Raw genomic sequence first — 11,545 nt, forward strand, 5'->3', positions numbered from 1 at the left:
GGTCAGCCTCCGTAAGCGTCGAACAGCGCGTCGAGCGCAGCGAGGCTCGACGCGAACGGCGCGCATTCGCGAAAGCCCTGCTGCAGGAATGCCTCGATGCGCGGGTAGAGCGCGATCGCGCGGTCGAGCTGCGCGTCGCGGCCGGGTGCATACGCGCCGACCGCGATCAGGTCGCGATTGCGCTGGTAGCGCGACAGCATCTGCTTGAACTGCCGCACGTGGTCGAGATGGCCTTCGTCGATCAGCGCGGTCATCGCGCGGCTGATCGACGCCTCGATGTCGATCGCGGGATAGTGGCCGGCCTCGGCGAGCGCGCGCGACAGCACGATGTGGCCGTCGAGGATCGCGCGCGCCGAATCGGCGATCGGGTCCTGCTGGTCGTCGCCCTCGGTCAGCACCGTGTAGAACGCGGTGATCGAGCCGCCGCCCTCCGGCCCGTTGCCGGTGCGCTCGACGAGCGCGGGCAGCTTCGCGAACACCGACGGCGGATAGCCCTTGGTCGCGGGCGGCTCGCCGATCGCCAGCGCGATCTCGCGCTGCGCCATCGCGTAGCGCGTCAGCGAATCCATCAGCAGCAGCACATGCTTGCCCTGGTCGCGGAAATACTCGGCGAGCGACGTCGCGTACGCGGCGCCCTGCATGCGCAGCAGCGGCGACACGTCGGCCGGCGCCGCGACGACGACCGAGCGCGCGAGCCCGTCCTCGCCGAGGATCTGTTCGATGAATTCCTTCACTTCGCGGCCGCGTTCGCCGATCAGCCCGATCACGATCACTTCCGCGCTCGTGTAGCGCGCCATCGTGCCGAGCAGCACCGACTTGCCGACGCCGGAGCCGGCGAACAGGCCCATCCGCTGGCCGCGGCCGACGGTGAGCAGCGCGTTGATCGCGCGCACGCCGACGTCGAGCACGTGGTGGATCGGCTCGCGTTCGAGCGGGTTGATCGACGGCGCCGACAGCGGCGCCTCGACTTTCGCCGTGAGCGGGCCGAGGCCGTCGAGCGGGCGGCCCGACGCGTCCACGACGCGCCCGAGCATTTCCCAGCCGACCGGCAGCCGCTTCGCGCCCGCGAGCGGATCGGCGACGGGTGCGCTTTCGCGCGGCCACACGCGCGCGCCGGGCAGCACGCCCGCGACGTCGGTGGTCGGCATCAGGAACAGGCGGTCGCCGGCGAAGCCGACGACTTCGGCTTCCGCGTGCGGCAGCGTGCTGCCGGGCGGTAGCTCGATCGTGCATTCGGCGCCGACCGACAGGCGCAGCCCGATCGCCTCGAGCACGAGGCCGGCCGCGCGCGTGAGGCGCCCGCACGGCCGCAGCGGTAGCGCGCGGTGGCTGCGCGCGCCAAGCCCGTTCAGGTGCGTGCGCCAGTGCGCGAGATGCGGATTGTGCGGTGCGCGCGGTGCGGCGCCGGCGGGGTCGGCGGCCGTATGCGGCGTGGCACCGTGTGCGGTGTCGTGCGCGGCAGCCGGCCCGAACGACGCGAGCGCGAGCTCGCGTTCGAGCGGCGTCATGCCGTCGTGCGCGAGCGCTTCGGGCGGCCGCGTCACCACGTGCTCACCTTGCCGATCGCGGCGGCGACACGCTGCCAGCGCGTGGGCAGCGTCGCATCGACCTCGCCGGTCGCGGCGTGCGCGCGGCAGCCGCCGCGCTCGATCGACGCGTCGGTGCGCACGTTCCAGCCGAGCGTATCGAGATCGTCCTGCAGGTAGGCTTCGACGACGGGCAGGTCGGCCGGATTCACCGCGAGATGCGGTGCGCCGGACAGTGCCGGTTCGGCCGCGAGCACGTCGCGCACGGCCGCGACCAGCGCGGCCGGGTCATGCTTCACGTGCTGGCGCACGACCTGCTGCGCGATGTCGAGCGCGAGCTGCGCGAGGTCGGACGCGAGATCGTGCTCGACGCTCGACACGGCCTCGCGGAACGACGCGGCGAGCGCGGCGAGCTGCGCGGCCTGCTCGCGTGCGTCGGCCTGGCCGGCCTCGAAACCCTGTTCGCGGCCCTGCTCGAAACCGGCCTGGTAGCCGAGCGCCTGGCCTTCGACGTGGCCGGCCGCATGGCCTTCGGCGTGCGCGGCGTCGCGCACGCGCTGCAGTTCCTCGGCGAGCGCGGCGGCAGCCGCCGCCGCGTCGTCGGGCGGCGGCGGGGGCGGCGGCGGGTCGAACGACGCCATCTCCCACCGCTGGTACGCGGTGAGGGTGCCCACGCGATCGCTCGCCGAATCAGACATACGCGTCTTCCGCCTTGCCGCCGATCGCGATCGCGCCGCTCTCGGCCAGGTTGCGCACGATCTGCAGGATGCGGCGCTGCTGCGTCTCGACGTCGGACACGCGTACCGGGCCGCGCGCGTCGAGATCCTCGGCGAGCAGTTCGGCCGCACGCTGCGACATGTTCGCGAGGAACTTCTGGCGCAGGGCCGGCGGCGCGCCCTTCAGCGCGATGATCAGCGTTTCCGACTCGACTTCCTTGAGCACCATCTGGATCGCGCGGTCCTCGAGGTCGAGCAGGTTCTCGAACACGAACATCTGGTCGATGATCTTCTGCGCGAGTTCGGCGTCGTACTGGCGCACGCTTTCGAGTACGCCTTCCTCATGCACGCTCGTCATGAAGTTCAGGATCTCGGCCGCGGTGCGGATACCGCCCATCGGGCTGCGCTTCAGGTTGTCGCTGCCGGACAGCAGGCCCGTCAGCACGTCGTCGAGCTCGCGCAGCGCGGCCGGCTGGATGCCGTCGAGCGTCGCGATCCGCAGGATCACGTCGTTACGCAGCCGCTCGGTGAAGCACGACGCGATTTCCGACGCCTGGTCGCGGTCGAGGTGCACGAGGATCGTCGCGATGATCTGCGGATGCTCGTTCTTGATCAGTTCGGCCACTGCGGCGGAGTCCATCCACTTCAGGCCCTCGATGCCGCTCGTGTCGCTGCCTTGCAGGATCCGGTCGATGAGCACGCCGGCCTTGTCCTCGCCGAGCGCCTTGGTCAGCACCGAGCGGATGTAGTCGCTCGAATCGAGCGACAGCGCGGTGTGCTGCTCGGCTTCCTTCGCGAACTCCTGCAGCACGCCCTCGACCTGCTCGCGCGTGACGTTCTTCAGCGCGGCCATCGCGGCGCCGATCTTCTGGACCTCGCGCGGCGCGAGGAACTTGAATACCTGCGCGGCCTCTTCCTCGCCGATCGACATCAGCAGGAGCGCGCTCTTGGTCAAGCCTTCAGCGTTCATCGGACACCCAGTTCTTCACGACGGTGGCGACGATCTTCGGATCCTGGCGGGCGATCGTGCGCGCGTAGTCGAGGTTGCGTTCGTAACGGTTCTTCTCGGTTTCGAAGCCGAGCAGCAGCGAGTCGGGCTCCTCCGCCTTCTCCAGCGCGGGCAGGCCGTCGAGCGCGACCGGATCGTCCGGCGCCGCGAGCGCCGGCGCGGCGGGCTCGGGCGGCGGGAATGCGCGGCGCATCGCCGGGCGCACGAACATGAAGTAGAGCGCCGCCGCGGCCGCCGCGATGCCGAGCCACTTCGCGGCTTCCTTCGCCATCGCGATCATGTCGGGCTGGCGCCACCACGGCAGGTCGGCGTACGGGTCGCTCGCGGTCGAGAACGCGCTGTTCACGACGTTCACCGAGTCGCCGCGCTTCTCGTCGTAGCCCATCGCGTCCTTCACGAGCTGCTCGACCTGCGCGAGCTTGGCCGGCGGCAGCGGCTGCATCGTCACGTGGCCCTTCGCGTCGGCGACCGGCTGGTAGTTGACGACGACCGCGACCGACAGCCGCTTCACGTTGCCCATCGGCTGTTCGAGATGACGGATCGTCTTGTCGACTTCGTAGTTGGTCGTCTGGTCCTTGCGGTCGCTGACCGGCGTCGTCTGCGGCCCGTTCTGGCCGTTGCCGGCGACGACCGGCGCGGACGCCGGCTGCGGCGGCGTGTTCGACAGCGCGCCCGGCACGCCCGACGCGCCGCCCTGCGCGAGTTCGGTCGAGCTGCTGGTCTGCTGGCTGCGGATCGCGGACTGCTGCGGATTGCCGTTCGGGCCGTAGCTTTCCGACGTCTGCTCGATCTTCGAGAAATCGAGGTCCGCGCTGACCTGCGAGCGCGCGTTGCCGGCGCCGAAGATCGGCGCGAGGATCGCGTCGATGCGCTTCTGCGTGTTGTGCTCGACCTGCTGCACGTACTTGAGCTGGCTCGCGTCGAGGCCCGTGGCGGACGCGGTCTGGGTCAGCAGGTTGCCGTCCTGGTCGACGATCGTCACGTTCTTCGCGGGCATGTCGGGCACGCCGGACGACACCATCCGCGTGATCGCCTGGACCTGGCCCTCGTCGAGGACGCGGCCCGGGTAGAGGTCGACGAACACCGACGCGCTCGGCGCTTCCTTGTCGCGCACGAACACCGACGGCTTCGGAATCGCGAGATGCACGCGCGCGCCGCGCACGGCATTGATCGATTCGATGGTGCGCTGCAGCTCGCCTTCGAGCGCGCGCTGGTAATTGATCTGCTCGGCGAACTGGCTGATGCCGAATTTCTGGTTGTCCATCAGCTCGAAGCCGACCGAGCCGCCCTTGGGCAGCCCCATCGCGGCGAGCTTCAGGCGCGTTTCGTGCACCTGGCTCGACGGCACGAGGATCGCGCCGCCGGCGTCGGCGAACTTGTAGGGAACGTTTGCCTGCTGGAGCGCGGCAATGATCGCGCCGCCGTCGCGGTCCGACAGGTTGCTGTACAGCACGCGGTAGTCGGGGGCGCGGCTCCACAGCACGAGCGCGGTGATCGCGGCGATCGCGAACGCGACGGCGATCAGGAACGGCAGCTTCGGGTTGCCCTTCATCCGCGAGATGCCGGGAATGCGTTCCGCGAAGCCGCCCAGCCCGAAGTCAGCGCCGGCGACGCCCGCGCCCGGCAACGCGGCGGCCGCGGCGGCACCGGACGCCGGGCTGGCGAGGCCCGCGCGGGCGTCGGGGTTGATCAGCGAGTTGGCCTGCGAATCCATGCGTCGAGTTTCTCCGGAGCGGGACCACTGAGCTCGCTCGGACGAGCGGGCGGACAATGACACGATGCGATTATCGTGATCCGCGCCGCACTCCGATCGACCGAAAAGAGCGGGGTTTCCCCCGTACTTTCTCGGCTTTGACGCGCGGCGCGCTGCTATCCTTTTTCGCGATCCGGCATGGTGCGCGTGGTGCGGCGCCGGCGGATCCGCCCGGTACGTCCGGGTCTCTTCTCTCAGCCTGGGGACAGCATGACTGCGAACGTCAGCGGAATCGGTTCGGTGTTGCAACAGATGCAGTCGATGGCCGCGCAGGCGTCCGGCGGCGTCGCGAGCCCGACGGCAGCGCTTGCCGGCTCGGGCGCGGCGACGGCCAGCACGTTCGCGAGCGCGATGAAGGCGTCGCTCGACAAGATCAGCGGCGACCAGCAGCACGCGCTCGGCGAGGCGAAGGCGTTCGAGGTCGGTGCGCCGAACGTGTCGCTGAACGACGTAATGGTCGACATGCAGAAAGCCAACATCGGCTTCCAGTTCGGGCTCCAGGTCCGCAACAAGCTAGTGAGCGCTTACAACGACATCATGCAGATGTCGGTGTGACAGGCGGGCCGGGCGGGGCCGGTGAACCGGCTTTTCCGCGCCCGGCGGCCGCCGCGTGCGCCTAAAGCTTTTCAAATCCCTTCCGATAACTCCGGAGAAGGCCGCGCCGTGCGATGCACGGTGGCGGCGACCGTATAGCCAAGGCAGAACAAGGAGAAGCGCATGTTTTCCCCAGGACACGCTGGAGCCAGTGCCTATGCGCGTGTCGGCGTCGAGACGGGGGTGATGGGCGCCTCCCCGCACCGGCTGATCGCGATGCTGTACCAGGGCGCGCGGCAGGCGATCGCGCTGGCGCGCATGCATTTGCAGCAGGGCAACGTGCCCGCGCGCGGCGAAGCGATCAGCAAGGCGATCCGGATCGTCGAGAGCGGGCTGCAGGCCTCGCTGAACCGCGACGCAGGCGGCGAGATCGCGGACCGGCTCGACGCGCTGTACGCGTATATCGGCCGGCGCCTGATGGACGCGAACGCGCAGGCGAGCGACGCGATGCTGGTCGAGGTCGACAGGCTGCTCGCGACGCTCGAGGAAGCATGGACGGGCATCGGCCCGGAAGTCGCGCGGATGGCCGCGCAACAGGCAGCGGACGCATCACGATGAATCACAAGGCCGAATACTTCGCACGTTACGAGGCGCTCGCCGCCGTGTCGGGGCGCATGCTGTGCGCCGCCCGCGACGCCGACTGGAGCGCGTTGCCGGGGTTGCAGGCCGAATTCATGCAACTGGTCGACGGGTTGAAGGAAGCCGATCCGGGCGTCGCGCTCGACGAATCGGATCTCGGGCGCAAGCTCGGCCTGATCCGCCGCATCCTGGCCGACGACGCGGCGATCCGCGATCTCGCGAGCCCGGACGTCGCGCGGTTGTCCGCGCTGTTCGAGGCGCGGCGCTCGACCCAGGTATTGACCGATCTCTATCGGGCGCGCGGGTAGGGCCCGTTTTCGGGGCCACGCAAGCGCGTTCCATAGGCAAACACACCCTAGGGTGAGCAGGCTCCGATCATGACCGGTATCGATTCCGTTGCGGCCGCGCTGCTGGCGAGCCGCCTCGACAGCCTGCTGACCGACACCGTCGCGGCGCCCGCCGGCGGCGGTGCGACCGCGCAGGTCGGCACGCCGGGCGCCGGCGCGTCGTCCCCGCCGCCGGCCGGCAGCCCGCCGGCCGCGCCGCCGGCCTCCACGCAGACCGCACTGTCCGAGGTCGGGCGCGTGCTCGACGCGATTTCGCGCGCGGGCGGCGATGCGACCCCTGCGATTGCCGGGCGTACGCCGCTGCTGGCCGATCCCACCGTGCTGCTGACCGATCCGGCCGCGCCGGCGCGCGTTCCCGCTACACCCGCGCCGGCTGCATCCGCGCCGGCCACGTCGTCCCCGCCTGCCTCCGCCGCGGCATCGTCCGCCGCGGCTGTACGCGAAGCGGCCGCGCCGCTGCCGGTCGCGGCGCTGCGTGCGGCGCTCGCGCAGGCCGTGAGCGAGAGCGGCCTCTTCTACGAATCCCATCTGGCGCAGTGGCTGGCCGGCCAGCGTCCGCTCGCGGCGCTGATGCGCGAGCCGCAGGCACGCCTGACGTCCGCCCTCGCGCCGGCCGACCGCGATGCTTCGCCGCCCGGCTCGACCGACGTGCTCGACGAACTGCTGGCGCAGCATTCGCCGCTGCCTGCGCCCGCGCGGGCGGCCGCGCAGCCGGGCACGCCGGCCCAGGGCGGCGCACCGGCTCGCGATCCTGCGCAGGCGATGCCGGCGGCGGCCCGGCAAGGCGGATCGTTGCAGCCCGATCCCGCCGATCCGCTGGGTGCGCATGCCGACACGCGCTGGACGCCCGCGCGGGCCGACCTGGCTGCCGCATCGTCCGATCCGCAGGCGCAGACCCTCGCGACCGTCCATCCGGCCGCCGTACCGATCGTCAGGCAGCAGCTCGATGCGCTCGCGACCGACCAGTTTCGCTGGACCGGCGAGGCCTGGCCGGGTGTGCGGCTCGACTGGACGATCGAGCCTGACGAACCGGGCAACCACGGGGCGCGCGGCGGGGGCGACGACGCGGGCGACGGCATCGCCTGGCGCACGCGCCTGACGCTGACGCTGCCGTCGCTCGGCACGGTCGATGCGGAACTGGTGCTGAACGGCGAGCAGCTCGTCGCGCGGCTGCGCGCGAACCAGACGGGCGCCGACCGCCTCGCGCGCAACGAGGCCGCGCTGCGGCAGCGGCTCGAGGGATCGGGGCTCAAGATCGGCGGGCTGTCGATCCGCGCGGTCGACGACGGGCCGGACGGCTTCGACCTGTTCGCGGCCCAGGCGGCGGCGGCCGCCTATGCGCGCGGCGCGGCCGGTGCCCGGCCGGCGCAGGCGGCCGACGACGAGGCGCCGCGATGAGCATGACGTCCCGCAAGCGCGCGGCCGCGCTCGTCTACGACCCGAAAGGCGGCGACACGGCGCCGCGCGTGGTCGCGAAGGGTTACGGCCTGCTCGCCGAGATGATCGTCGCGCGTGCACGCGATGCGGGGCTGTACGTGCATACGGCGCCGGAGATGGTGTCGCTGCTGATGCAGGTCGATCTCGACGACCGGATTCCGCCGCAGCTCTACCAGGCCGTCGCGGACCTGCTCGCGTGGCTGTACGCGCTCGATCGCACAGATCCCGCGCCGGACGGCGCCGCGCCGCGTTTTCCGCTGCCGCCGTTGCGCTGACGGGCCGGCATCACGCGGTTTCTTACGCAATGCTGTCTCGGCCTTGCAAGGTCGTTCTGATGGTATTTGTCTGCGATCAGTCGGCATTTCATCGCAACGCGAGCGCATCGTGCGTGTTTCTCCGCGCATCCGGCCTGCCGCCGGCGATCCCGGCGGATTGAGCTCGCAATTGATTTATGTAATGATATCCATTCTCATTTTCATGTTGCTCGGCCGGCGCGCATGCATTGCGCGCCGGCCGTTGTTTTGAACGAATGGATACTTCCGCGTGAACGCGCCCGAAACGATCGACCCGCCCAAGGCGGGCATGCCGCGCGCCGGCGTCACCGTGCTGCACCCGGCGGGCCGCCATTTGAGCGACGACGAGCTGGCCGCGCGCCGCCAGCGCTCGCGTCGCGCCACCTTCATCAAGTGGCTGCGCAAGGTGCACGGCTGGGTCGGGCTGTGGGGCGCGGTGCTCGGGCTGCTGTTCGGCGTGACGGGCGTGCTGCTCAATCACCGCGCGCCGCCGCTGAAGATCCCGACCGGCGAGCCGCAGGTCGAGGAGATGCAGGTCGCGCTGCCGGATCCGGTGCCGAAGACGCCGGCCGCGATGACGAAGTGGCTGCAGCAGGAGCTCCATTTCGACGGCAAGCCGGGCCGCATGCGCAAGGAGCCCGCGCAGGCCGTCGCGTGGGGCGACAAGCGCGTGATGCAGCCCGAACACTGGCAGTTCGGCGTATTCGGTCCGCACCAGAACCTGCAGGCCGAATACTGGGTCGGAAACGGCTACGTGTCCGTGAAGCGCACGGGCAATACGTTCCTGACGACGCTGAACAACCTGCATCGCGGCGTCGGGATGAACCTCGGCTGGGTGCTGCTGATGGATACGATCGCAGGGTCGCTGATCCTGCTGTCGCTGACCGGCGTGCTGCTGTGGACCGAACTGAACAAGCGCCGTACGGTCGGCGTCGTGCTGGTGGTCGGTTCGGTTGCCGCCGCGCTTGCTGCCGGCCTGACCTGACCTGACCGGCACGCGCGCCGTGCCGCAGCCGGCGCGATCGTCGTTGGCTGCCGCGGCGGATCAGAGCCCGCAGGTCGCGCCGCGGTTCGCCGCGATCTCGCGCGCGGCCTTCGCGCCTTCGACCTGCAGGATCGTCGGCAGCGATACGTGATTCTTCGCGGCGGTGATCTCGGCGAGGATCGAGATCGCGATTTCCGGCGGCGTCCTGCTGCCGATGTAGATGCCGGCCGGCCCGTGCAGCCGGCCCAGTTCCGCTTCGTTCAGGTCGAATTCGCGCAGCCGCTCGCGCCGCGCCGCATTGTTGCGCCGCGAGCCGAGCGCACCCACGTAGAACGCGGGCGTCTTCAGCGCCTCCATCAGCGCGAGATCGTCGAGCTTCGGATCGTGCGTCAGCGCGATCACGGCCGAACGCGCGTCGAGCTTCATGTCGAGCACCGTATCGTCGGGCATCGTGTGCACGACGCGCGTGCCCGGCACGTCCCACGCATCCGTGTATTCCTCGCGCGGATCGCACACCGTCACCTGGTAGTCGAGCCCGACCGCGATCTGGCACAGATAGCGCGACAACTGGCCGGCGCCGATCACGAGCATCCGGTAGCGCGGCCCGTGGATCGTCACGAGCCGCTCGCCGTCGAACGCGAGAGCGTCGGTCGCCTGCGCGGGCGACAGCGACGCGCGGCCGGTCGCGAGCGTCATCGTGCGCGTGACGAGGCGGCCGGCCTCGACTTCCGCACACAATGCGGCAATCCCGCTGTCGCGCGTGAGCGGTTCGAGCACGAGCTGGATCGTGCCGCCGCAAGGCAGCCCGAAGCGGTGCGCTTCCTCGGCCGTCACGCCGTACTTGAGCGCTTCCGGGCGCGCGTCGGCCGCGATCCCGCTCGCGTGCACGCGGGCGATCAGGTCGTCTTCGATACACCCGCCGGACACGGAGCCGACCACCAGGCCGTCCTCGCGTACCGCGAGCATCGCGCCTTCGGGGCGCGGCGACGAGCCCCACGTCTTCACGACCGTCACGAGCAGCACGCGGCGCCCTTCTTCGAGCCAGCGCGCGCTGGACTTCAATACATCGAGATCGACGCTTTCCATCATCTTCTTCCTGTTGCCGGGCGCGCCCGCCGATGCGGGCCGCGGTTCGATGGCGCGATTATGAACCGGCCGCGGCAAGCGTGCAGGCAACGGGGAACGCGCAAAACGGGGAAGGGCGCCGTACAGCGGCAAGGAAGGCGGGCAGGACGGCCCGTGACGGGCCGTCGGCAGGTTGCCGGGCGGAGGCATCCGCCCGGCGGGGCGATGCGTCAGAGCGAGCCCAGATACTGCGTCAGGTTGCGGATGTTGTTGTCATACGCGTTCGGCGAGCCAAGCTCGACGCCGCCGCTGCGCACGTAGTACTCGAACGGCACGGAGCGCGTGCCGAAGAACGGCAGGAAGTTGTCCGGCTGCAGCGTCGTGCCGTTCAGGCCGATCGCCCAGTTCCTCGACTTGTACAGCTCGAGATCGCGGATCGTTGCCTGGACCAGGTTCGTCTCCGACGCGCGAATCGCGGCGATGCGCTGCGTCAGCGTTTCGATGTTCGCCTGGTATGCGCTCGGCTCGCCGACCGAGACGCCACGCGCGCGGACGTAGTAGCTGAACGGCAGGTTGCGCTCGGTGAAGAACGTCAGGAAACCGTCCGGTGCCAGCGTATCCCCGTTCAGCCCGATCGCCCAGTTCTTGCTTTGATAATCCTTCAGCCCCGCAATCGTCTGGTTGGCCGCGCTGATTTCGACCTTCGCCGTGACGTTGACCAATGTATTGCTCATGAAAGACCTCTCTGGTTCTTGTTGAACTTCGGACAGGTGCAGCGACATGCCTCCGGATGGAGGCAATACGATACCAGCGACCGGATTAACCGGTTTAAATTGTTTTATTTAAAAATGTGCTGAAAATTCTTTTTTGAATGCGCGATGAATTTCCGTTTAATGAAAAATCGATCCGATGAAATCGATTGCAGCGCGCCGCGCTCCCGCTGCGGCGCATACTCTGTCTGGTCCGGGCTGGACGAGGCACACGGCCAGCCGACTTGAATACTAGTTTGGCCGATGCAAGAGTTCAATGCTGGCCGAGATATTATTTTCTGCTATTCATATTCAATTCGACCGTGTTGTATTTTTAATCGATCGACTTTGTGATCGGGGTTGAATATATCGGCATTCGAAAAACGGCAAATTAAAATCGGAATTACCGTGTGGATCGTTGCACGAAAAGCAACGTGGCGCGTGGAGCAGGGGAAGGGAGGGGGAATGCGGGGCCGGTATCCGGCCCCGCGG

General features: G+C 69.3%; 12 protein-coding genes. 6 read left to right on the forward strand and 6 right to left on the reverse strand.

Going from position 1 to position 11,545, the window contains the following annotated elements; all coding sequences use genetic code 11:
* Positions 1-2 precede the first annotated feature (2 nt).
* The 4 genes from fliI to fliF are packed head-to-tail and all read right to left on the reverse strand — an operon-like array spanning position 3 to position 4,965.
* Positions 3-1,508 carry a flagellar protein export ATPase FliI gene (gene fliI, locus U5798_RS19865; RefSeq protein ID WP_415859507.1) on the reverse strand — a complete coding sequence of 502 codons (1,506 nt, stop codon included), beginning with the start codon at positions 1,506-1,508 and terminating at the stop codon, positions 3-5.
* Positions 1,509-1,540: 32 nt separating this feature from the next.
* Positions 1,541-2,224, reverse strand: a complete 684-nt coding sequence (gene fliH / locus U5798_RS19870) for a flagellar assembly protein FliH (RefSeq protein WP_124455736.1) — start codon at positions 2,222-2,224, stop codon at positions 1,541-1,543.
* The gene (fliG, locus tag U5798_RS19875; protein ID WP_124455735.1) at positions 2,217-3,212 is read right to left on the reverse strand and encodes a flagellar motor switch protein FliG; all 996 of its coding nucleotides are present in this window, start codon (positions 3,210-3,212) and stop codon (positions 2,217-2,219) included. The genes fliH and fliG overlap by 8 nt, the downstream gene beginning before the upstream one ends.
* A complete protein-coding gene (gene fliF / locus U5798_RS19880) occupies positions 3,202-4,965 on the reverse strand; it encodes a flagellar basal-body MS-ring/collar protein FliF (RefSeq protein ID WP_124455734.1) in 1,764 nt (587 codons plus the stop codon). The genes fliG and fliF overlap by 11 nt, the downstream gene beginning before the upstream one ends.
* A gap of 249 nt (positions 4,966-5,214) precedes the next feature.
* Here fliF and fliE point away from each other — a divergent pair, with 249 nt between their 5' ends.
* The 6 genes from fliE to U5798_RS19910 all read left to right on the forward strand — a co-directional run bounded on the left by fliE (position 5,215) and on the right by U5798_RS19910 (position 9,239).
* Positions 5,215-5,559, forward strand: a complete 345-nt coding sequence (gene fliE, locus U5798_RS19885) for a flagellar hook-basal body complex protein FliE (RefSeq protein WP_034190274.1) — start codon at positions 5,215-5,217, stop codon at positions 5,557-5,559.
* Between the two features lie 162 nt (positions 5,560-5,721).
* Positions 5,722-6,156 carry a flagellar export chaperone FliS gene (fliS, locus tag U5798_RS19890; protein ID WP_322082950.1) on the forward strand — a complete coding sequence of 145 codons (435 nt, stop codon included), beginning with the start codon at positions 5,722-5,724 and terminating at the stop codon, positions 6,154-6,156.
* A complete protein-coding gene (locus tag U5798_RS19895; RefSeq protein ID WP_124455732.1) occupies positions 6,153-6,485 on the forward strand; it encodes a flagellar protein FliT in 333 nt (110 codons plus the stop codon). Before fliS ends, U5798_RS19895 begins: the two co-directional genes overlap by 4 nt.
* Positions 6,486-6,554: 69 nt before the next feature.
* Positions 6,555-7,922, forward strand: a complete 1,368-nt coding sequence (locus tag U5798_RS19900; RefSeq protein ID WP_322082951.1) for a flagellar hook-length control protein FliK — start codon at positions 6,555-6,557, stop codon at positions 7,920-7,922.
* A complete protein-coding gene (locus U5798_RS19905) occupies positions 7,919-8,236 on the forward strand; it encodes an EscU/YscU/HrcU family type III secretion system export apparatus switch protein (protein WP_124455730.1) in 318 nt (105 codons plus the stop codon). The genes U5798_RS19900 and U5798_RS19905 overlap by 4 nt, the downstream gene beginning before the upstream one ends.
* 268 nt (positions 8,237-8,504) lie before the next feature.
* Complete coding sequence (locus U5798_RS19910; RefSeq protein ID WP_124455729.1) at positions 8,505-9,239, forward strand: PepSY-associated TM helix domain-containing protein; 735 nt, start codon at positions 8,505-8,507, stop codon at positions 9,237-9,239.
* Between the two features lie 60 nt (positions 9,240-9,299).
* Here the strand turns inward: U5798_RS19910 and U5798_RS19915 are convergent, their stop codons facing one another.
* Together U5798_RS19915 and U5798_RS19920 are read right to left on the reverse strand one after the other, a co-directional pair.
* On the reverse strand, positions 9,300-10,325 hold the full coding sequence (locus U5798_RS19915) for an XdhC family protein (RefSeq protein WP_322082952.1): 1,026 nt from the start codon (positions 10,323-10,325) through the stop codon (positions 9,300-9,302).
* 209 nt (positions 10,326-10,534) lie between these two features.
* Positions 10,535-11,038 (reverse strand): hypothetical protein, encoded by a 504-nt coding sequence (locus tag U5798_RS19920; protein WP_124455727.1) that lies wholly within the window; start codon positions 11,036-11,038, stop codon positions 10,535-10,537.
* Positions 11,039-11,545: the final 507 nt, after the last annotated feature.

It is taken from the genome of Burkholderia sp. BCC1972 (genome assembly GCF_905339605.1).
Lineage (GTDB): Bacteria > Pseudomonadota > Gammaproteobacteria > Burkholderiales > Burkholderiaceae > Burkholderia.

What these genes read in the sequence shown, in the direction of transcription:
- fliI (WP_415859507.1), bottom strand. Translation starts at nt 1,508, where the DNA reads ATGACGCCGCTCGAACGCGAGCTCGCGCTCGCGTCGTTCGGGCCGGCT.
- fliH (WP_124455736.1), bottom strand. Translation starts at nt 2,224, where the DNA reads ATGTCTGATTCGGCGAGCGATCGCGTGGGCACCCTCACCGCGTACCAG.
- fliG (WP_124455735.1), bottom strand. Translation starts at nt 3,212, where the DNA reads ATGAACGCTGAAGGCTTGACCAAGAGCGCGCTCCTGCTGATGTCGATC.
- fliF (WP_124455734.1), bottom strand. Translation starts at nt 4,965, where the DNA reads ATGGATTCGCAGGCCAACTCGCTGATCAACCCCGACGCCCGCGCGGGC.
- fliE (WP_034190274.1), top strand. Translation starts at nt 5,215, where the DNA reads ATGACTGCGAACGTCAGCGGAATCGGTTCGGTGTTGCAACAGATGCAG.
- fliS (WP_322082950.1), top strand. Translation starts at nt 5,722, where the DNA reads ATGTTTTCCCCAGGACACGCTGGAGCCAGTGCCTATGCGCGTGTCGGC.
- U5798_RS19895 (WP_124455732.1), top strand. Translation starts at nt 6,153, where the DNA reads ATGAATCACAAGGCCGAATACTTCGCACGTTACGAGGCGCTCGCCGCC.
- U5798_RS19900 (WP_322082951.1), top strand. Translation starts at nt 6,555, where the DNA reads ATGACCGGTATCGATTCCGTTGCGGCCGCGCTGCTGGCGAGCCGCCTC.
- U5798_RS19905 (WP_124455730.1), top strand. Translation starts at nt 7,919, where the DNA reads ATGAGCATGACGTCCCGCAAGCGCGCGGCCGCGCTCGTCTACGACCCG.
- U5798_RS19915 (WP_322082952.1), bottom strand. Translation starts at nt 10,325, where the DNA reads ATGGAAAGCGTCGATCTCGATGTATTGAAGTCCAGCGCGCGCTGGCTC.
- U5798_RS19920 (WP_124455727.1), bottom strand. Translation starts at nt 11,038, where the DNA reads ATGAGCAATACATTGGTCAACGTCACGGCGAAGGTCGAAATCAGCGCG.